The 21096-nt window shown below is 45.2% G+C and carries 14 protein-coding genes; 5 read left to right on the plus strand and 9 right to left on the minus strand.

Going from position 1 to position 21096, the window contains the following annotated elements; translation table 11 throughout:
- Positions 1-191 precede the first annotated feature (191 nt).
- On the plus strand, positions 192-4031 hold the full coding sequence (locus JK628_RS21620; RefSeq protein ID WP_202286951.1) for a S8 family serine peptidase: 3840 nt from the start codon (positions 192-194) through the stop codon (positions 4029-4031).
- Between the two features lie 152 nt (positions 4032-4183).
- On the opposite strand, the gene JK628_RS21625 is transcribed toward JK628_RS21620, so the two are convergent.
- The 5 genes from JK628_RS21625 to JK628_RS21645 all read right to left on the minus strand — a co-directional run bounded on the left by JK628_RS21625 (position 4184) and on the right by JK628_RS21645 (position 8300).
- On the minus strand, positions 4184-4723 hold the full coding sequence (locus JK628_RS21625; RefSeq protein ID WP_202286952.1) for an outer membrane beta-barrel protein: 540 nt from the start codon (positions 4721-4723) through the stop codon (positions 4184-4186).
- A 377-nt stretch (positions 4724-5100) separates the two neighbouring features.
- The gene (locus JK628_RS21630; protein ID WP_202286953.1) at positions 5101-5427 is read right to left on the minus strand and encodes a DMT family transporter; all 327 of its coding nucleotides are present in this window, start codon (positions 5425-5427) and stop codon (positions 5101-5103) included.
- A 188-nt stretch (positions 5428-5615) separates the two neighbouring features.
- Entirely contained in the window at positions 5616-6044 is a 429-nt protein-coding gene (locus JK628_RS21635; RefSeq protein ID WP_202286954.1) for a phosphate-starvation-inducible PsiE family protein, read from the minus strand.
- A 326-nt stretch (positions 6045-6370) separates the two neighbouring features.
- A complete protein-coding gene (gene gfa, locus JK628_RS21640; protein ID WP_202286955.1) occupies positions 6371-6928 on the minus strand; it encodes an S-(hydroxymethyl)glutathione synthase in 558 nt (185 codons plus the stop codon).
- A gap of 220 nt (positions 6929-7148) precedes the next feature.
- Positions 7149-8300, minus strand: coding sequence for an iron-containing alcohol dehydrogenase (locus tag JK628_RS21645; RefSeq protein WP_202286956.1), 1152 nt, complete (start codon positions 8298-8300; stop codon positions 7149-7151).
- Positions 8301-8603: 303 nt separating this feature from the next.
- On the opposite strand from JK628_RS21645, the gene JK628_RS21650 reads away from it, so the two are divergent.
- Together JK628_RS21650 and JK628_RS21655 are read left to right on the plus strand one after the other, a co-directional pair.
- Positions 8604-9473, plus strand: coding sequence for a LysR substrate-binding domain-containing protein (locus JK628_RS21650; RefSeq protein WP_202286957.1), 870 nt, complete (start codon positions 8604-8606; stop codon positions 9471-9473).
- A 277-nt stretch (positions 9474-9750) separates the two neighbouring features.
- On the plus strand, positions 9751-10959 hold the full coding sequence (locus tag JK628_RS21655) for an NAD(P)/FAD-dependent oxidoreductase (RefSeq protein ID WP_202286958.1): 1209 nt from the start codon (positions 9751-9753) through the stop codon (positions 10957-10959).
- 113 nt (positions 10960-11072) lie between these two features.
- On the opposite strand, the gene JK628_RS21660 is transcribed toward JK628_RS21655, so the two are convergent.
- On the minus strand, positions 11073-13130 hold the full coding sequence (locus tag JK628_RS21660) for a CapA family protein (protein WP_202286959.1): 2058 nt from the start codon (positions 13128-13130) through the stop codon (positions 11073-11075).
- A 216-nt stretch (positions 13131-13346) separates the two neighbouring features.
- On the opposite strand from JK628_RS21660, the gene JK628_RS21665 reads away from it, so the two are divergent.
- Positions 13347-13493, plus strand: a complete 147-nt coding sequence (locus tag JK628_RS21665; RefSeq protein ID WP_020912230.1) for a hypothetical protein — start codon at positions 13347-13349, stop codon at positions 13491-13493.
- 55 nt (positions 13494-13548) lie between these two features.
- On the opposite strand, the gene JK628_RS21670 is transcribed toward JK628_RS21665, so the two are convergent.
- The 3 genes from JK628_RS21670 to JK628_RS21680 all read right to left on the minus strand — a co-directional run bounded on the left by JK628_RS21670 (position 13549) and on the right by JK628_RS21680 (position 19156).
- Positions 13549-15096 carry an N-acyl-D-amino-acid deacylase family protein gene (locus JK628_RS21670; protein WP_202286960.1) on the minus strand — a complete coding sequence of 516 codons (1548 nt, stop codon included), beginning with the start codon at positions 15094-15096 and terminating at the stop codon, positions 13549-13551.
- Complete coding sequence (locus JK628_RS21675; RefSeq protein WP_202286961.1) at positions 15093-16259, minus strand: M14 family metallopeptidase; 1167 nt, start codon at positions 16257-16259, stop codon at positions 15093-15095. Before JK628_RS21675 ends, JK628_RS21670 begins: the two co-directional genes overlap by 4 nt.
- A 65-nt stretch (positions 16260-16324) precedes the next feature.
- Positions 16325-19156 (minus strand): TonB-dependent receptor domain-containing protein, encoded by a 2832-nt coding sequence (locus JK628_RS21680; RefSeq protein WP_237524090.1) that lies wholly within the window; start codon positions 19154-19156, stop codon positions 16325-16327.
- 208 nt (positions 19157-19364) lie between these two features.
- Here JK628_RS21680 and JK628_RS21685 point away from each other — a divergent pair, with 208 nt between their 5' ends.
- Positions 19365-21086, plus strand: coding sequence for a Na+/H+ antiporter NhaC family protein (locus JK628_RS21685; protein ID WP_202286962.1), 1722 nt, complete (start codon positions 19365-19367; stop codon positions 21084-21086).
- Positions 21087-21096: the final 10 nt, after the last annotated feature.

The raw sequence follows: 21096 nt of genomic DNA on the forward strand, positions 1-21096 counted from the left end.
TTGTTTAAATAGGAAATGAAAAAGAAATGAAGGATAAGTGAAGTCAAATAGTAGCGAGCAATTTGCTCAATACGGTTTCGATGGGGTATCAAGTTTACGTCGAATTAACAATTCTCACCCATTTATAGATCGCGGCAATTAAGTCGTGATGATAGAAAAATAGAATAATAATTAAAAAAGAGGAAGACCAAGTGAAATTAATCTATAAAAAAAGCCTCATCGCAGCGGCGCTCGGATTAGCCTTAAGTCCAGTATCACAGGCGAGCATGCTCGATAGCCGTGGCTTAGATGCTGATAGCGGCCAACGTAGTAACAAAATCCAACCAAGTAAACGTAATACCGATAATCTTTATATGGTACTACTCGATGACCAACCTCTAGCAACTTATAAAGGCGGCATCGCCAACTTACAAGCCACTAGCGTATTAACTAACAGTGCCAATAAAACCCAGCATAAAGGCACACTTAATGTGCAAAGTGCTGCGAGTCAGAGCTACTTAAAATATCTTAGCCAACAAACAAATTCTACGCTAAAGCGCGCCCAAGCGAGCCTAAACAGACAGTTAACGGTTGATAGCCAATACCAAATAGCACTCAATGGTTTTAGCACCACTCTAAGTGAGCAAGAAGCAATGCAACTACAAAATGTTGCAGGCGTAAAGCTGGTGCAGAAAGTGCAACGCCGCCACCTAACTACTGATTCAGGCCCAAAACATATACAAGCACCGTCCGCATGGGATGGCACAGCCACAGGTATGGCAACTCAAGGTGAAGGCATTATTGTCGGTATTATCGATACTGGCATCAGTGCATTTAACCCATCATTTGCAGATGTTGGTGGTGATGGCTATGACCATACTAACCCTCTAGGCGAAGGGGTATATTTGGGCCACTGCGCAGATTCAGAACTAGCACATTACTGTAACGATAAGTTAATTGGTATTTGGGCGCACGATGGAGTGCTTGCCGACTACATTCCTGAGGGTGATGATGTTATCGGTATTGATCATAATGGTCATGGTTCACATACCGCATCTACGACCGCGGGTAACGTTGTTAAAAACGTCCCTATATATAATGTGATGGGTGACGAGGCAGAATTTACTTTTGGTCAGATTAGCGGCGTAGCACCCCACGCAAATATTATCTCTTATCAAGTTTGTGCAGCCGATGCTGGTTGCTGGACAGATGTCACCGCACTCGCTGTGGAGCATGCTATTGAAAATGGTGTGCAAGTACTCAACTATTCTGTCGGTGGTGGCGCTAGCAACCCTTGGTATGATACCGATGCGGCAGCATTTCTGTCAGCACGCGAAGCGGGGATCCATGTTGCCACATCAGCAGGTAACTCTGGACCTGAGGCTGGAACCGTAGGATCTCCAGGTAATGCACCATGGATCACCACAGTAGCGGCTTACACCCATGATCGTAGCTTTACCGATAAGGACGTCAGCTTTACCGGTGGTGATAGCTCACTAGCATCTCTCTCAGGTAAAGCCGCTACTGGCGGCATAACCGCTAACGTAGTTCACGCCGCTGACTTTGGCGATGCAGACTGCCTTGAACCTTTTGCAAGTGACACCTTTAATGGTGAAATTGTTATTTGCCAACGTGGTGATATAGCACGAGTCTCTAAGGGAACCAACGTTTTAGCTGGCGGCGCCGGCGGCATGATCTTGATTAATATCGATGGTGGGGCTGAAACCGTCAATGCCGACTTCCATGTACTGCCAGCCATCCATGTCGATGCGGCTCAAGGTAATGAGTTAACCACTTGGTTGTCTATGGGTAGCGACCACACTGCGACTATTGACAGCTCAACGATGGAGAGCAACCCAGACAATGCCGATATCGCAGCAGTCTTCACCTCACGCGGGCCAGAACCCATCATGAACCGTTGGTTAACGCCGCATGTTGCAGCGCCAGGTGTTGCCATTTACGCAGCAAACTCTGAATACCAGCCATGGCGTGAAGAGAAAACCGAATCTCCATATACCTTTATGGATGGTACCTCAATGTCTAGCCCACATGTTGCTGGCGCGATGGCATTAATCGCCGCGCTTAAGCCAGAGTGGACCCCAGCAGAGCTGCAGTCGGCACTAATGTTAACTGCCGAGTTTAATACTCGTAAAGATGATGGCGTCACGCCGTCAGATTTTTTCGACTCAGGTGCCGGTAGTATCCGTATTAACAATGCGCTCAATAGCGGATTGATCATGGATGTAACATATCAAGAATACCTCGATGCTAACCCCGACTTGGGCGGCAAGCCAGAAGAGATGAACATGCCATCAGCAATACAAAGTGATTGTATGATCAGCTGTAACTGGAGCCGTACTTTTACGGCAACGGCAGCATCTACTTGGACCACTAGCGGTGATGCAAGTGTTGATGGCTTGACCGTTAGCGCTTCACCTAGCACTTTCACCCTTGCTGCAGGTGAAAGTATTACTCTTGATGTTAACGCTACTATCTCAAGTGGTTTTGATTCTGAATATGGCATGGGTAGGTTGTTACTGACACCGTCAGATTCTAGCCTAACGCCATCAGCTATGCCGGTGATTGGGACGTTTGTAGCAGGTGGTTACCCATCCAAAACACGACTTGAGACCAGCAAAAACATTGCTGGAATGGCGATTGAAGGCATTACCACGGTAGGTTCTGATAATGTCCATGTCGGCGTGTTTGAACTTGCAGAAGTTGAGACCATCACAGTAAGCATTCCCCGCGATGACAGCGACGGTGCTTCATGGCCAACGAATGTCTACAATGACAGCAGCTATTTCTACTCACAGCTTATCAATATTACCCCGAATACCAAGCGTATTGTTGCGCGTATTAAGGATACCAGCTCGCCAGATCTCGATCTCTACATTGGCCGCGATGCAAACTACAACGGTAAGCCTGACGATTACTACGAGATGGCTGAATTACTCTGTATGAGTGCGACCGAAACCGCATTCGAGAACTGTGAAGTTAATGACCCGCAACCAGGAACATACTATGTCGCTGTGCATAACTTTGGTGACACCTCTGCACCGTCAGACACCATCGATGACATCACTATTGAGCTAACCACTATAGGTAAAGACGACTCAAGCATTACCGTTGACTATAACGCTCAGGTTGATGCCAATGAAGATATTGGTTTGGTGATGAACTGGAATAAAGAGCTACAACCTGACACGCTTTACATGACGGTTCTCGAGATAGGGACCGGCCCAGATGCACCCGATAACATAGGTCTAATGCCAGTAGAGTTATATCGCTCAGCAACTTATGTCAGCAGCAGTTTAGATGCGACAGCAATCGATGCCGGCGACATGTTAACCATGAGTATTGAGCTAGCTGCTAATTCTGCTAATGAGGATATGCAGTTTGAGATTCAAACTTCTATCCCCGCTGGATTAACTATTGCTAGTGACTCTCATAGTGGTGTTGTTGATGGCGAAACTCTAACGTGGCAAGTCACTCAAGCTGCCAATAGCGACGCACAAGTCATTGTACTAACGCTGGCGACAACAGATGTGGTGATGTCTACCGAGCTCAATTTTTATGTTAGTCACACAGTGAACAATGACAGTGTAACTGAGACATTAGCGCCGGTACATTTAGAGGGGATCCCTGTAGCCAAAATCAATGGTGAGTCAACATCGACTACCAGTGCTGATGAGCAAACAGTAGTCAACCTATCGGCTAGCGACAGCACTGCACCCAACAGTACAGATACGCTGAGCTACGCCTGGGTACAAACTTCAGGACCTGCTGTAACAATAGATGATGCAACGATGATGGATATCGCGGTAACGCTACCTGATGTTGATGCTGATACCACTGTAGAACTTGAGCTGACGGTGAGTAATGGGATGAAAACCGCTATTGCAGCAACAGCCAGTATCGCCATCACAGCTGATGTTGCACCAGCTCCAGTACCGACACCTGAGCCAAGTGACTCTAGCGGTGGTGCCATGGGACTATCAGTCCTGTTGTTAGGAGTATTAGGTTTACGTCGTCGTTCAAAGAGGTCGTAAATCTAGTCATAAAGGGGGGCGTTATTTTGAAGTGGTAACGCCCAAAACGTAAGGTTTCTTGTCAATTAAGATCGCTAATAGAGGATCTTTTAGGGTTAATACTTTTGCCGACTGCATTGCAGTCGGCTTTTTTCTACCTCTTACAAATCGTGTTAGAACTTATAATCAAGCGTCAAATACACTTGCTGGCTGTTATCAATAGTGATCCCATGACGTTCGTAATCTTGCTCTAGATAGCGATAACCGAGATCTGACGAAAAGTGTTCGCTCCATTGATATTGCATGCCTACCTGGCCACCCCAGACAGGCGCAGTATCTGCACGCCCTGCTATTTTATTATCGTTAACGCCGGCAGTAACACCGGCAAATAAGTTAACGTCTTTATGCACTGGGATGAGATAATCGTATGAGATCAGCCAGCTGTATTGCTCCTGTTTATAGTCACTACCCGCTTGGGAAAACTCATCTTCCATATAGCCAAAAGTACCTGTGATCCGGTGCTGTTGTTCAATCAACACGCCCGCTCTTCCTTGCCACGACATATCTTCAGTATCATGCTGTATCTTGCCATCAACCTTGTCTGTTTGATAACCCGCAGCCGCACCAACGAAGAATTCAACTTCAACTGCATTAGCGCTACCGACCAGTAACCCTGAACATAGAACACCTGCTAGCATTGTTTTAATTTTCATAACAAACCTCACTAATGACTTATCTGTTTCGTGTCGTAATCGACATTGAGAACAGATTAACCGTAAGATTAACAATAAAAAAGTGCCTATCGCCAGCCAGTTTGTATTGAATAATGTGACAGTCAATAAACCGTCAACATCCATTAACGTACTGTTTTTAATCCCTTAACAAGGGGGTTATCAGCAGCCAGCGTTTCAATCTTCACTCAGCTGAGTGGTACTGCTCCTTTATATTCAAGACAATCTACTGCGCCTAAAGGCATTTACTGCGCAGTCAAGTACAACTCCTATGCTGCTAGAGAATAAACTCAGAAGAGATGTTAATTAGCTTTGGAGAAACGTAAACTTATCTAAGCCGAACCCACTCTAATTGGCTATTAATGGCTATGCCCTTGGGATAGATTGATCATAATCACGCCTGCGGCCACAAGACCCATACCCACCCAAGTGGTTAAATCCAAATGTTGACGATAGAATAACGCGGATAGCAAGGTGACAGTGACGATAGCAAGGCCCGCCCAAAGCGCATGCACCACACCGACAGGCATGCCTTTCATCGCTTGGCCTAGAAAGATAAATGCCGTCAAATGCCCCAGTATGACCATTGCAGCTGGCAACGGCTTGCTAAAGCCATCAGTCGCCTTAAGCGCCACATGAGATAAAGCTTCAGCCATGACACCTAGTAATAGAAAGATCCAACTCATAATGTAAGCCTTAAATTTTAAACTGTTCGGCAGGCAAAGCCCGCTACAAAGATTGGGATAGTGGTTTTATTGCAGCTATTATATTGGTAATCAATAAGATGATAATCTACTGAAACAGCAAATCACTTTTACTAGGTAGTAATAAAGTAATGTGGTCGAATTGAAAAATAAGCCAACAGATCGCAGTATCAATGACGCTGTTTGGGTGATACCAGCCAATAAGTTACCCCTAGCGCGATAATGACTGCCGCTGAGGCCCATACATATTCAGGCTCCACCTCTTTAAAGTCTAAGACGATAATTTTTCGGGAGATCGCCATCAATGCAGTCGCTATTACAATCTGCACATGGATCACCTCCTCTTTCAGATAGATGGTAATATTTTGGAAAATTTCAATCGCAATTAGCACCGCGAGGAAAGAGCCGAAAATAACCAGTATGTCCTTCATATCGATCAAGCCGTAGGGTGGCGTCATGATTTCAATAAACAACACCCGCCCGACATCAATCACACTCCATAGAATGACCAATGTCATCAACACCGCTAATATCCGCACCGCATAGTGCACAACTTGACCCAACTTATTAATCAGTGGCTCTTTCTCTATTTTTTCCATCTAGCGCTCCGGTATTAATCAGATAAAGTATTTTAAGCGGTTATTCATACTGTTAGACCAACTCCGCTTTGGTGGAGGTATTATATTCATTTACGCAGAGATGATAATCCACCTGAAATACAATTATCTTTTACCAGACAGAAATAATTAATACCCACGTGTTCCCATAAAAGCGTCCGTCTACTCAAATGGCTTTAGCTCTCCGATGACAATGGCGCCAAAGTACAACTTTTCGTGCGAGCGCTACCCTAATGTTAGTCATAAAAAAAGCGCCGAAGCGCTTTTTATCATGTCCAATAATAGTGACATCAATATATCAGTCTGTTTTAGCCGTTATTTGCAACATGAGCTGCGATGGCATCCATCAATACTGGGGATAGGCAATCATATGGCGCCAATCCTAGATCTGTTAATGTATTGCGAACATCTGCCATAGCTTCAGGTGCAGTGCCAGACTCAATGATTGAAGAGACAAAAGCTGCAAACTCAGGTGCAGACCAACCTTGTTGCTTAGATAGCTCTGTATGTACAAAGTCTAAACCATAGAAAGGGTGGCCAGTGTTTTCGATACGACCATACATATGAGTACCGCACTCTTTACAAGCATGACGCTGAATTGCCGCTGATTCATCGATGACCTGTAATTTATCAGCGTTGGCAGTCACGCTAACCATCTCTTTTGAAACCACAGCGATCTGGGCAAACAGAGCGCCTTCGGGCTTCCAGCACTTGCTACAACCACATACGTGGTTATGTGCCGTTTGCGCTGCTACGGCAACTTCTACCGGATTGCTTGAACATTGGCACTGTAATGAACCGCCAGTAAAACCTTCCGCTGTTGCTACAATGCCGTTATCGACCTGTGGGTGAATTAATGTTGTCAAAATGATTACTCCAAAAATGTGGCTAAGCTCTGTTCAACAGGGCTTAGCCTGCTAGTTATACCAATCTGGATAAGTTAAGTGTTCATAACATTACGCAGGAAAAACCGCTTAGAACAAGGCATGAGTTGCTGGTAACTAATTATTCTAATTACAAAACTCATAACGTAGTTATCAGCGATTTTGACCAGTAAGAATGATCAAATATTTATGTAAGTTGGTATTACATAGCTTGTTTAAAAATATTGATAATGTCTTCAGTGGTGGCTTTTCTTGGGTTGGTTAAAGAGCACGCATCGTTTAAGGCATTAATCGCCATAAACTCAAGTTTGTCCTCTGTGACACCAAGATCGGCAAGCTTTTGTGCGGTTCCCACAGAGGCTGAAAGTCGTTCGATTTCAACAATGCCAGCTTCTGCTGCATCGGCAGTCGTCATATCTCTAGTATCGACTCCCATCGCTTTAGCAATATCGGCAAAGCGCTCACTGCTAACCACAGCGTTGTAACGTGAAACCTTAGGTAGCAAGATGGCATTACATAAGCCGTGTACTAGGTCATACACACCACCAAGTTGATGTGCGATAGAGTGGGAGTAGCCTAACGACGCATTAGAAAACGCCATGCCAGCAAGATATTCGCCGTATTGCATGCCATCACGCGCTTGACGGTCTTCCCCATTATCGACAGCCTTTTTCAGGTTTTGCGCAATTAGCTCAATAGCCTTAATCGCCGAGGCATCGGTTATTGGCGTTGCTGCGGTAGAGACATAAGCTTCTACTGCATGGGTCAACGCATCCATACCGGTTGCAGCGGTAAGTGACTTTGGCATTGCCACCATAAGTTCTGAGTCATTCACAGCAATAATCGGTGTCAGGTTTTTATCGACAACCGGATACTTGGTCTGGTCTTCTTCGTTGGCAACAACCGCAAATATGGTCATTTCAGCAGCGGTGCCCGCTGTAGTATTCACTGTAACCAGAGGTAACTGCGGTTTAGCCGATAAATGTACTCCCTTAGAGTAATCACGAATATGGCCACCATTTGTTGCCACTAAGGCGATGCCTTTGGCACAGTCATGAGGGGAACCGCCCCCAAATGAGATCACAAAGTCACAATCCTCAGCTTTGAGGATCTCAAGGCCTTGCTCGATGTTGTTCTCTGTCGGGTTAGGTTGTACACCATCGAAGATGGTGAAAGCGATATCGTGTGCAGTCAACTCTTCGGTAAGCTTATCGACGAGTTTAATGTCAACCAGCGCCTTATCTGTCACAACCAAGGCTTTATTAAAATTTCTTGCTTGTAGTTCACTACCTAATTGTTTGATGGCATTGGGTCCCATCATCGACATTGGTGGCATATAGAATGTTGTGCTCATTTTAATTTCCTTAATTAATATAAAAACAGGCAGCCTCTTTAGATAAAATGGAACCACTGAAAGTCGAGGCTGGATGACTCAAGGTCATTCGATGGCAGTAATTATATTCCTTACTCACGAGTTGATAATCCCCACTTTCAGCAAATTACTTTTTACACTGAGTAATAATAAATCTAAGCAGAATAGCTATTTTAGTGATAGAAAAGATCGCGAAGAGACTCAAATAAAACAGGAGATTGCATTTAGAGAGGATTGGATAATAATTAGGGGATACTCAACAGAAATAACCTCTTGAGAGCCATTATGTTTAAATGGGAAGGCCTGTGTGAATTCGTTGCAGTAGCTGAAACCGAAAGCTTTACCAAGGCGTCACAACGCTTAGGGATCTCCACTGCCCAAGTTAGCAGACAGATCAGCGCACTGGAATCTCGGCTTGCGGCAAAGTTATTTCTACGCACCACCAGAAAAGTGTCTGTAACCGAAGTAGGCCAGATCTATTATCAACATTGTCGGCAGCTTCTTGATGGGCTAGATGAAGCAGAGCGAGCTATCACTAATTTGCAAACCATTCCTAGGGGATTGTTAAAAATCACCGCCCCAGTCAGTTATGGCGAAAAATATATTGCCCCCTTGATCAACGACTTTACCGTATTATATCCAGAACTGGAGGTAAAGCTGGTGCTCACTAATCAACAAGTGGACCTAATTGATGAAGGATATGATCTCGCCATTCGGCTCGGACAATTAGCAGACTCTAGCATGATGGCCAAAAAGTTAAGCACACGAACACAATACGTTTGCGCATCGCCTGCTTATATTACTACTTACGGTATCCCCCACTCGTTGTCAGAGTTAGAACAGCATAATTGCTTATTAGGTACAATGGATTATTGGCGTTTTCAAGTTAAAGGCAAGACAACAAATGTTCGCGTCAGCGGCACACTCAGCTGCAGCAGTGGCCATGCTTTGGTCGATGCCGCTATAAAAGGTATCGGTATCGTTCAACTTCCTGATTTTTATGTTTCCAATTTCCTAGAAAGTAAGCAGCTAGTGACACTGCTCGAGCACAACCGCCAACCCGAAGAGGGTATTTGGGCCATCTATCCGCAAAACCGCCACTTATCACCCAAGGTGCGTATGTTGCTCGACTACCTCACCACAGCCCTCAAATAAGTTTTTAATGTCCCTGCACTGACCTGCAACAAGCTATCACCTCGCCTCTAGCAACTAATAAAACAATGTATTCATATGCTTGCTATTACTCACAACACTACTATTACCAGGTGGTAAAAGTAATTTACCTTTTTGGCCAATTGTTCCAAATACGATGGTAACTATAATGAGCCCATCTTAAGTCCTGAGGACGAGCGCTTCCCTTTCGGAACGCACAAGCCCTAAGGCAATTGTCAAAAGTATTACAGCACCGATTACGGTGCACAGAGGAACTATTATGTCTCGTATTGTTATTGTTGGTGGCGGCGCAGCTGGTCTTGAAATCGCTAGCCTTTTAGGACGTTCTGTCAATCGTCAAGATGAAGTCGTCCTTGTCGAAGGGGAGACTCACCATTACTGGAAGCCTCGTTTCCATGAGATTGCCGCTGGTACCTTTGATAGCGACCTCGACAGCCTTTGCTATTTTAGTCATGGCGCTAAGAATGGTTACATGCATTATCAAGCGTGGATGACAGACATCAACCGACAAGATAAACAGCTCGTGGTGCGTAAACCTAACGGAGAAGCAGATACTATTGAATATGATTACTTAGTGATTGCTATCGGCGCCATTAGCAACGATTTTGCGACTCAAGGTGCTAAAGAGCACTGCCTGTTTCTCGACACTCCAGAGCAAGCTCGAGATAGCTGGCACCAGATAAGCACCCTGTTACGCTCAGGCCAAGAGCGCACCATTAATATCGTCGGTGCAGGCGCTACCGGTCTTGAACTCGCTGCTGAGTTAGCTAAAGTAAGTGCAAAATTAACGAAAAACCCTTATGCCGCCAAACTAAACATCAACCTGATAGAAGCTGCTGATAGGGTGTTACCTAACAGTCCACAGAAAATGTCAGATCTAGCTCAATCACGACTTGAGCAGTACCAGGTCAACATCATGCTCAACACCCGTATCGCCAATGTTGAAGCTTCTCGCATGACCACCATCGATGGCAAAATATTAACCGCTGATGTCCAGTTTTGGGCTGCTGGAATTAAAGCGCCCGATTGGCTTAAAAACATCGGTGGTTTGCAGAGTAATAACGCGAATCAGTTGATCGTTGAGCAAACACTGGCTACAACAGCAGATGCATCAATTTTCTCCCTAGGTGATTGCGCCGCGATCCCTCAGGCAGACGGTACTCAAGTGCCACCAAAAGCACAGGCTGCTAATCGCGCCGCAGTGCATCTAGCCAAGAACTTGGTGGCGCATTTAGAGGGCAAAGCGCTGAAACCTTTCGTCTACAAGGATGGCGGAATGGTCGTTGCAATTGGGCATAACTTTGCCATCAGCACCCTGATGAATGACAGATTAGTGTTAAAAGGCCGCTTAGTTCGCCGCCTGTACGATACGATTTTCCGCCTGCATCAAAAAACGGTCAGTGGCCTATTTACCATGTCACGACTGATTATCATCAAGCGCTTAAAATGTATGTTTAAGCCAGCTTAAACTACGCAATATCCCCTGACTCGAAAGGTGCTTCAGGTCAGGGGAGCATTAAACATACAAAAAGGAGGCTAGCGCCTCCTTTTTATGCTTAATGACGTTAAACGCTATCCATATTAAAAGCTAAGTGTCACCTGCTCGTTGGCTGCCAGAGGACGATCGAAACCAATATGCGATGCAGCTGCGGCATCATCAGACATGGGTTTGAAGTTCGGTTGACTCGAAAATGCTGACTGCCACTCGATCAGGTTTATGTCATCAACATAAATCGACTCACTTGATTGACTGAGGTTTTCAAATTCAACTAATACCCGGATACTACGATAACCAATCCGAGGTGAGTTAAATTGTGCCTCAATGTTTTGCCATTGTGCATTTCCGCCAGATAGAAGCTGACTACTTATCAAGTGTTTTTCACCCTGCTGTAATGCCGTGTCTAATTTTTCTCGCGTCTTGCGCCCCTGCCAATAAAGATTCACCTTAGTATATTGAGGCGCTTTGATATTCAAGGCTAAGGTCATCGGGCTGCTAGAGTTATAAACTCGACGAAAATTAGTCATACCTATGGTTGCAGTCGCCTTGGCAGGTAATCTTGCTTCGAGCGCATATTGGCCACTACTTGCCTCAGCAGTGGTTATTTCAAACGGTGACTGGTCGAGATCCCAACCACGTTCTGCGGTATTAAACAGCGCAAAGCTTTCAAAATCAGAACCATTAACCAGATTTTTGCCAACGCGATACTTTATTCCCGCCTTGTTGCTTTCGACATGCTTAAGTTGCTGACTCCAATCACTGTTATAGAGATCAAATACACTCTGCTCTGCCAACGGCTTTATCGTTAACATCCCAGGTTCGCTCGATGGAGAGTGACGCGTAATCACCCCATGCCCACCTGAGACTTGAATGTCCACACCGCGCTTTTTAGATAGTGTACTCAAGCGTTTTAGTACCGTATAGCGCTGCGCGCCCGTCGCAGGCGTCGGCTTATAGCCTTTCAAATAAACAGGGACAATTTCAGCACGGTGAAAAACATCACCGTCCATCCACACATTTAACATAAAAGAATAGGGCGTCGCGTAAAAATACTGATCGAAGATAAAATTCCCCATTGAGTAAGCAATTAATTTGTCATTGTAGATCTCAAAACCTTGAGTGACATGGGGATGATGCCCAACGGCTAAATCCGCACCGCTATCTATGGCTAACTTTAGTTTTTGCTCCAAAACCATTGTCGGCTCAGCGCTATATTCCAATCCACCATGATACTGCACCACGGTCGCTCTGCTTGCCGAAGCCTCTTTCGCGACTGACGCTTGAATATTGTCCTCAGAACCGAAAGCGGCGCCACCTTTTTTAAGCGAAGCGGTTTGATTTGGCGTGAAATTCCCCTGCCAACCCACGTAGCCTAAAAATGAAAACGGGTTACCGTTGAGCGTGGTTCGGTGAGCGGCTAATGCGTCAGCTTGATCTTTGCCTGCACCAGCATAAGCCAGAGGGCTTTGTGCAAGATAAGCAAGTGTTGAATCCAGCCCTTCATCTAGATAGTCATAAGTATGATTGTTACCTAAGGTGACAAAATCGACCCCGGCCCATTCTAATGCCGCGAGGGTTTCCGGGGGCGAATAGAAGGTTACTGATTTTGGCGCGCGCTCTGCAGGCTTATGAGCGGCGATCTGCGTTTCCAAATTCACCGAGGCGAGATCGGCCAAACTTAAATAGGGCTTAACATGTTGAACTATCGATCTCGTGTCTTCAGTTTTACTCTCTGCGTTAATAATCACTGCGTTATTAAAACGCGGTTTAGCATAACGACGACCCATCATCACATCGCCACCAAAGGTGAGCAGCGTACGACCTGCTTTTTCCGCCACCAATTGGATATCACCGATAGTGTTATGACTTGCGCCTAACTCATAATGGCTGAATGTTTGCAGCCCCTGATAGTGACCTTTCGCCTGCAACTTTAACAAGTAAGATTCCGCCGCCGCGACCTTAAGCTCATAGCGTCCTTCATTATCCGTTTGCACAAGTTGTTGACCGACCGATACCTGCGCCCGTGCAATCGGCATATCAGCCTCAGTAAACACTCGCCCTTTTAGGGTTATCAAGTCTGCCGCAGTTGCGACATTGGCCGAGAGCAGAAATACGCTGCAGCAGATCAGTTTGAAGGTCATATGTTAGTCACCCAAAGGTAAATGAATCGTTAAATATATCCGATTAAAGCGCGCTACACACCGCAAATAATCAGCCAAAATCATAACGTTAGGTTATGAAGTAAAAAGGGAAATATCACGCTATAGACACTGTCTATAGTTTAAGCAATCTTCTGTCTTAGCCAAGCAATATAAAACTTGCTAACGTAAACAAACTAGACGAATGAGGCAGCCGACATGGAACATCAATTACAGCATTTCAGTGTAGATAAAAACGAGCAGCAATTAGCATTGGACGAGGTTAATAGCGATAAAAAGCCAACGGATACTTGGACTAACGAGTATTTAGCCGATGAGTCTTGCTATGTGCTCGGTTACAACTAGCGCCTAACAGCCCCTAAATAACCAACACTAAAATCAACGCCTTTAAAGAAAGGCGCTATTTAACAACTCGGCCCCCAAGCAAGCCAGTATAATGGCCTTGATTGATGGCCAATTTTCCATTTATAACAACGTAATCAACCCCACTAGACAAGCGGTTCCAGTGAGCAAAGTCAGCCTCATCGCGTAATCGCTCAGAATCAAAAATAACGATATCTGCAAAATAGCCGGTTTGTAATAAGCCTCGCTTATCCAGCTTCAATATTGCGGCTGTCTTACTGCTACTTTGCTGAATAAACTGCGGCAAGGTTAGCAAAGATTTTTGCTGCACATACTCACGATATTTCTTAGGGAAGCTGGCATACTTTCGAGGATGACCATCGGTGCCATCCGATGAGGTAACGACCCAAGGTTGCACCATAAATCGCTCTATATCTGCCGGTGACATGTTAAAAGATGCCACTCGAATTCGGCTACCTTTGACCAATTCCAGCACAGTATCTGCCGCCGTTTTTTGATACTTAGCAGCGATCTCTTTTAGCGTTTCCCCCTCTAAAGACTCATCTTCTGCTGCGGTGATAAGCAGTGAGTCGGGTCCACCTCTACGCCTAATATTCTCTTCAATTTCACTGATAATTCGCGCTCGCTTTGAAGGGTCTTCGAGGCGACTTAAAAAATGAGAACGTGAATCAGCCATCACCCACTTTGGCACCACAGCACTCTTAAGGTTGGTACCTGAGGCTCGCCATGGATATTGGTCAGCCGAGATACTGCTACCCGATTGCTGCGCCGCATTAATCAATTTGATGACATCTTTACTTTGCCCCCAAACATCTTTTCCTAAGGCTTTTATATGGGCAATATGTAGATGGATATCCGCAGCGTTGGCAATCTTAATCGCTTCCTCTATAGCCGCTGTAAAACCGATATTAAAGGTACTTTCATCCCGTAAGTGGGTATCGTAAATGCCATCATATTTTGCTGCGACTTTCGCCAATGCAATCACTTCTTCGGCATCTGCATACACACCCGGAACATAATACAATCCGCTCGATAGCCCCACCGCCCCCTGTTCCATCGCTTGCGTTAACAACATTTGCATTTGAGCTATCTCAGCCTTAGTGGCATAGCGCTCAGCTAAACTCATTACTGCCCTACGAATATAGCCATGGCCCGCAAGTAATGCGGTATTGGTACCGATACCATTTTTAGCAAGCTGCATGCTTAATCGTTGAATGTCGGCACGACCATCGCCGTCGTTACCGTTTACCACAGTTGTAACACCTTGATAGAGATAGTTGAGGTTGGCCTTTTTATCCTCACTCAGTAACTGTTCAATGCTATGGGTATGTGGATCAATAAACCCAGGACTCACGACAGAGTTTTTAGCATCAATCCTTTGCTTAGCGACATACTTCACTTCGCCCAGCGGACTGATACCACAAATTTTATCGCCGCAAATGGCTATATCTAACGCTCTTTGCGCCGAACCATCACCAATATGCACGCGCTTACCACTGATCAATAGATCGACCTCTTGTGGTTCTACAGCAATGGAACTAAGCGACACGCACAGTAAACTCACAACTAATGACAATTGTTTCATTTCAGCGACTTCCCTTTAAACTCACTCGGCGTTGTGGCTAGCATTTTTTGCATCAAACCATCGCTAGCGACCACTGCAAGCTTCTTAATTACCGCTCTATCGGTATTATCACCCATCTCATAGGTGATCCCATGAACCCCATATTCATCAGCAATAAACTGCTTAAAGATCCCCTTGTCTGAATTGTGTCCAGGCTGCTCGCGGATCACAAAAGGCGACACGGTCTCTCTCAACTCCGCAAGCCAGCTTTCAACCAACAACGGCGGGTTTAAACCATAATCAGAAGGCATGGTGTAAAAAATATCTTTCTTGGTTGAATGGAAATCGACGGCAAATACGATCTTGCCACCGCTCTGAGTGATGCCCTTAAGCTTATCGCGCACCAATCTCGACTCTACCTGCTTAAATGCTTTCCAATCACGGTTAAGATCCACACCATTTGCATTGTGTCTCCAATTGCCTAACGCCACACCGTCTGGGTTTAAGTCTGGCACGATCAATATATTGAATCGCTGCATAAAGCGGGCTGATAATTGGCTATCAGCAATCAAGTTATTAACGAATGGAAATAGCGCTAAAGCACCGGTGACTTCAGGCGGGTGTTGACGCCCGAGAACAACTATCCACTCATCTCCCCCGCCTGTGACCTCAAGCGCACCAATATCTCGGAGTTGTGTTGATTGGCCCAGAGTGTAATGACGCACATTTGGCTGTTTAGCTAAGCTTTTCATCCATATGTCATAGTCTTTATTAGTGATTAACTCTTGGCCTGCAATAAACGTAGGCGTTGGGCTTACTGCAACCTTAAAGTGCAGCACATTATTACGCACTCGATACTTTAAAGGCTGCCAGTTAATGCGGTTTTGACTGGCTTTAGGGGTATATCTTTGATGCCCACCTTGATAACTGATTGATACCTCAACCTCCTTCTCTGTCGTAGAGGTGATCTTAAAAGCGTACCAAGGGCTATCATTAATAGGCTCATTTTCTGGGGTAATGCTGAGCTTGATTTTACCATCGACAATCTTGCAATCGTTAACTCGTGCATTTTCAAAGTTACTGCTGACCTTAAGATCTGGCCCGTCACAACGCGTTATCGGCTGGACTGAACTGCAGGCAATAACCACAAAGCTGAGAATAATAAAACTGATTTTATACAACATATTCAAAAACCTTAACCATAGAGAGCGTTTGCTCTCTATGGTTTATTGTGTTTTAAGAGGTAGATTTAGAATGATTTACGAATATCGATATAGAAATAACGACCACGATTTGAATGGACACTAGAGAAGTAACCAAAGCTTTCATCTGCTATTGGTGGCTGCTCATCTGCAATGTTTTTCACTCCGAGTCGGATCCGAGTATCATCTAATAAACCGGCATCATTAAAGGTGTAATCAGCGTACATATTGACAGTAATCATACTGTCGATAGGCAGAGGTTCACCCTCGCTGGTCGCGGTACTCGTATCAACAAAATCGCTAACATAGTTAGCCGTTACACCGGCGCTCCAAGGCTGGAACTTCCAACGCACAGACGTATATGCACGCCATTCAGGTCTACCATTTTGCTTTATCAAATCATTGGCGCCTGCTACCACTTGTGATTGTGGTACCGAAGGGTCACCCGCTTCTTGTGCCGCCAAGACTTCAGCTGTAATTGCGTCAGGTTCTTGATCAAACTTGATGAGGTGCGCGGCATTAAGATTAAAATCAAATTCACCGATGGCAGTCTCTAAACCATAAAAAACACTAAAATCTATACCCTCGATCTCTCTTGGGCTAAGGTTTTGATACTGGTTTTGGATCTCAATCACTTCACCGTCAGCTCCACGGATAACCGCGGTATTGGTTGAGCCTTGAGAGCGCTTTAATGAGTCATAAAGTAGATGAGTCTGACTAGGTAATATGCCAACAACGCCCTCTTGTTCGATATTCCACCAATCAAAAGTAAAGGTTAGGTTATCAAGGGGAGAGATGACCAAACCAAGTGACTTGTTAATATCGTCTTCCGGTTCCAGGTTAGCATTACCAGAACGGATCTCGGTCATTGCATAGGATGAATCCGTGACGGGGTCATATCGTGTATTTGAACGTGAAACTCCTTGCTCAACAACTTGGGGCAGGTTGGGGGCTCTAAACCCACCAGAGTATGCGCCACGAAGCTGTAAACCATCCACAGGTACCCAAGATAGCGCCACCTTAGGTTTTAGCACATCACCCACATCAGAGAAGTTTTCATAACGTAATGCTAACTGTAGCTCTAAACTCTGCGCCCAGGACATATCCGCTAGGATTGGCGCTATCACTTCGCCGTATGCCGAAAATACATTACGACTACCATCAGCATCAGGTGTTGGACTCGAGCCCAGCACACTACTACCCGATAGCACTTCGCCGCTATTTGGATCTGTTAGCGGATGACTACCATCAAGTAGAGGGTCACGGTCATCACTGTAAGTTTCACGTCGCCACTCTATACCACTGGCAAAGCCAACATCACCTGCGGGTAACTCAAACAGCTCTGCTGTCGAGACCTTAAAGTCGGCTAGCGCCAATGATGTTTCACTCTCTCGAGTAACATCTGTTGTGAATAGATCAATCACCTCTTGTGGGTTAGGTGTGCCATCACCACTATTGATATTATTAATATCACCACCATTAAAAATGTCATACGCACTGCTCATTTCAGTGCTATTAACGGCTCTAACAAATTTGTTGGCATCAATACGATTGCGCGCGGTATCTAAGGTATTGGCTTCTGAATATAGTAGTCCGGTTTCCCAGTCCCAATCTCCCGCGTATCCGGTTAAACCCGTTAGTAATCTAAAGCTAGTATCTTCTACTTCAATGTCTCTGCCACCCGCATCGATTGGACGGTAACTACGTACAGTCACCTCTTCTCCGAATGGATTGTAATAAGCGTCTTCAGCAATGGTGAAACGCTGTGCAGTTAAATTACCCGATTGTTCACGAACACGGTTTGAGTCCGCTTTGTAGTAGATAGCCTCGCCAAAAAGTTCTAAATCTTCATTTATTTCATGGGTTAGATAACTGTAGAAGTTAAGGCGTTTTACATCGGACGTCATCGATTGATCTGCCGCCCTGTCATATCTCATGTCTCGCGGAAGGCTGCCTTTATCGGCACAAAGGCCATTTTCTAACTGCTGAACACAACCATCCATAGTGTCTGGTTGAATATGAAATTTGCCTAAAGAGCTAGAGGAAAATGAGCCCCAAGGTGTGCTGCTACTTCTGTTATCGAGTTGAGTGTCACCGACAAACTCTTCTGGTAATCCCGGATACTCACGTCTATCTTGCGACTTAGAATAATCACGCTCACTTGCATCCATACCATTACGATCGTAATAGCCTAGTGACATAGTCATGTGCGTTTTATCTTCGTTAAAACTAAAGCCTGTTGCACCATTGATAGTCACCTGATCTAGATCAGTTCCCTCAGAGCTACCATAGTTAACACTCACATTGGTGCCTTCAAAATCACTTTTCAAGACATAGTTAACCACGCCTGCTACCGCATCAGAACCATAAACAGCAGCGGCACCATCGCGCAACACTTCTAAACGCTTAAGCCCTTTCACAGGTAGTGTATTCGCGTTCACTGTTGCAACAGGGACATAGTTTTCAGTCTGGGTTCCTGGGTGTAACACTAGCCGGCGACCGTTCAATAGGGTTAATGTATTACCCGTTCCTAGGCCTCTTAAGTTAATTGACGATACATCACCACGCGCATCATTCACTCCACCAACGGCTCGCTCATTATTAAAAGCGACCTCACCAACTTGAGGTATTGATCGCAATAACTCATCAATTGTCGCGGCGCCTGTAGCTTCAATATCATCTTCACTCAATACCGTGACGGGTAAAGTCCCTTCCGCCTCAGCTCGCTTAATGTTTGAACCTAAAACCTGAATACGTTCAACCGTTTCCTCTGTTGCTGGCGGGGTCTCTTCTGCAAGTACAGGAGCTGCCAAAGTAGTTAGTAAACCTAGGGTTATAGAGTTAAGCGCAAAGTTGCGAATATCCTTATTTTTCATCATATCACCATTAATTATTTCTTATTATTCGGCTACCGCAAAACGCCATTCAATTCGGGACTATAGTGATGACAGTTTCTGCTGGCACATACAATTTACATTTTATAACCATCGTATAACCTTTGTTTATACCGTGTAAAATTTATGTTTAATACAAGCACATAAAATGATGCTAGATTGTTTGGCAGATAATAAAAAGAGATATATTCCAATGGACAGTTTGAAAAAACCTGTGGTGTTACTATTCACCTTACTGAGCTTTGCACTCTGCGCTTATGTTCACTTCAATGTAGAACCGACATGGAAAGAGCAGCTCTATTCTTTTGCTACCCATGAAAATGAAGCTGGAGCACTTTTTTATGAAGAGGACGGGGTAAAAAAACGCATTGAATCACTCACTCCCTATGCAAACTCACCGTTAACACAAGTGGCACTCAACCTCTACTCTAAGCCAGTCGATTTAGACCAACAATGGGTAACAAAGGACGCTTCAATCTACCTTTCCAAACCGAGCTTTCATCTCGGGTTTTGGTCGATATTCCCGGCATTTCTGGCTATCTTTCTATGCCTTGTCACCAAAGAACCTCTTATCGCGTTAATGAGCGGTATTATATCTGGCGCCCTATTACTGGGTAAGTTTGACCTTATCGACGCCATCATAATACCGAGTCTGGCAACCGAGAGCGCTGCAGGTATCTTGTTGTTATATCTATGGTTACTAGGTGGCTTGATGGGGGTGTGGTCAAAAACTGGGGCGGCGCAAGCGTTTGCCGACCATATGACAGAGCATTATGTTAGCGGGCCCAGATCAGCCAAATTAGTCGCTTGGTTTTTAGGCGTGATCTTCTTTCAAGGCGGAACCGTCAGCACTGTGTTAGTCGGTACTACCGTTAAGCCACTTGCCGATAAGGCTAATGTGAGCCATGAAGAGATGGCGTATATCGTCGACTCTACGGCGTCGCCGATTGCTTCGGTTATCGCCTTCAACGCTTGGCCTGCTTATGTTCAAGCGCTTATTTTTGTACCCGGTGTGGCCTTTTTAGCGACAGCACAAGATAGGATCAACTTCTTCTTTTCCAGTATCCCTTTTAGCTTTTATGGCATTATCGCGGTATTGGGTACCTTACTTTTGAGCCTGAATATCATGACCTTTTCAGGGAAAAGGCTGCGCCAAGCACGACTCCGCGCGATAACGACTGGCCAGCTTGATGCCCCAACGGCTCGACCAATGAGCGCAGAAGAGCTGTCTAAACCCAGTGTTCCCGCAGGATATAAATCGAGTATGCTGGAATTCATATTGCCATTACTGCTGTTAATTGGCATCGCAATAACCACATTTCTAACACTTGGTTCCCCCAAGGTCGCATGGGCATTTGCCGCTGCACTCCTATTGAGTGTCTTGATCGCCTTAGCTAAAAATATGTCCATTCACGATCTTATCGACGGTTTCAATCAAGGCGTAAAAGGAGTCGTACTCGGGTCTGTTATCTTAATGCTCGCCGTTATTATTGGATTACTAAGCAGGCAAGTGGGCGGCGGGCTGTACCTTATCGATTTTCTCGGTGAAGGAATGCCCTATTGGTGTCTACCCATTTTCTTGCAAGTGTTAACCATGGTTATCGCATTTTCGACAGGCACAAGCTGGGGCACCTACGCCATTGCCTTTCCATTAGCCATGCCGCTCGCTTGGTCTATTGCCATGAGTAGTGGAATTGATAATCCAGAGATCTATATGATGATCTGCTTTGCCACTGTGCTCAATGGCAGTGTTTGTGGCGATCAATGTTCGCCGATCTCAGATACCACGATATTAAGTTCGATGACGACCGGTTGCGATTTAATGGATCATGTTAAATCACAAATTTACCCCGCCAGCCTAGCAGCTGTGCTTGCAGCAATTTTGTGGACTCTGTCTGCACTGATTTTCGCCTAACTTTTACTGA

It is taken from the genome of Shewanella sp. KX20019 (genome assembly GCF_016757755.1).
In the GTDB taxonomy this organism is placed as follows: domain Bacteria; phylum Pseudomonadota; class Gammaproteobacteria; order Enterobacterales; family Shewanellaceae; genus Shewanella.

What these genes read in the sequence shown, in the direction of transcription:
- JK628_RS21645 (WP_202286956.1), bottom strand. Translation starts at nt 8,300, where the DNA reads ATGAGCACAACATTCTATATGCCACCAATGTCGATGATGGGACCCAAT.
- JK628_RS21685 (WP_202286962.1), top strand. Translation starts at nt 19,365, where the DNA reads ATGGACAGTTTGAAAAAACCTGTGGTGTTACTATTCACCTTACTGAGC.
- JK628_RS21655 (WP_202286958.1), top strand. Translation starts at nt 9,751, where the DNA reads ATGTCTCGTATTGTTATTGTTGGTGGCGGCGCAGCTGGTCTTGAAATC.
- JK628_RS21680 (WP_237524090.1), bottom strand. Translation starts at nt 19,156, where the DNA reads ATGATGAAAAATAAGGATATTCGCAACTTTGCGCTTAACTCTATAACC.
- JK628_RS21625 (WP_202286952.1), bottom strand. Translation starts at nt 4,723, where the DNA reads ATGAAAATTAAAACAATGCTAGCAGGTGTTCTATGTTCAGGGTTACTG.
- JK628_RS21670 (WP_202286960.1), bottom strand. Translation starts at nt 15,096, where the DNA reads ATGAAACAATTGTCATTAGTTGTGAGTTTACTGTGCGTGTCGCTTAGT.
- JK628_RS21630 (WP_202286953.1), bottom strand. Translation starts at nt 5,427, where the DNA reads ATGAGTTGGATCTTTCTATTACTAGGTGTCATGGCTGAAGCTTTATCT.
- JK628_RS21660 (WP_202286959.1), bottom strand. Translation starts at nt 13,130, where the DNA reads ATGACCTTCAAACTGATCTGCTGCAGCGTATTTCTGCTCTCGGCCAAT.
- JK628_RS21675 (WP_202286961.1), bottom strand. Translation starts at nt 16,259, where the DNA reads ATGTTGTATAAAATCAGTTTTATTATTCTCAGCTTTGTGGTTATTGCC.
- JK628_RS21665 (WP_020912230.1), top strand. Translation starts at nt 13,347, where the DNA reads ATGGAACATCAATTACAGCATTTCAGTGTAGATAAAAACGAGCAGCAA.
- JK628_RS21650 (WP_202286957.1), top strand. Translation starts at nt 8,604, where the DNA reads ATGTTTAAATGGGAAGGCCTGTGTGAATTCGTTGCAGTAGCTGAAACC.
- JK628_RS21635 (WP_202286954.1), bottom strand. Translation starts at nt 6,044, where the DNA reads ATGGAAAAAATAGAGAAAGAGCCACTGATTAATAAGTTGGGTCAAGTT.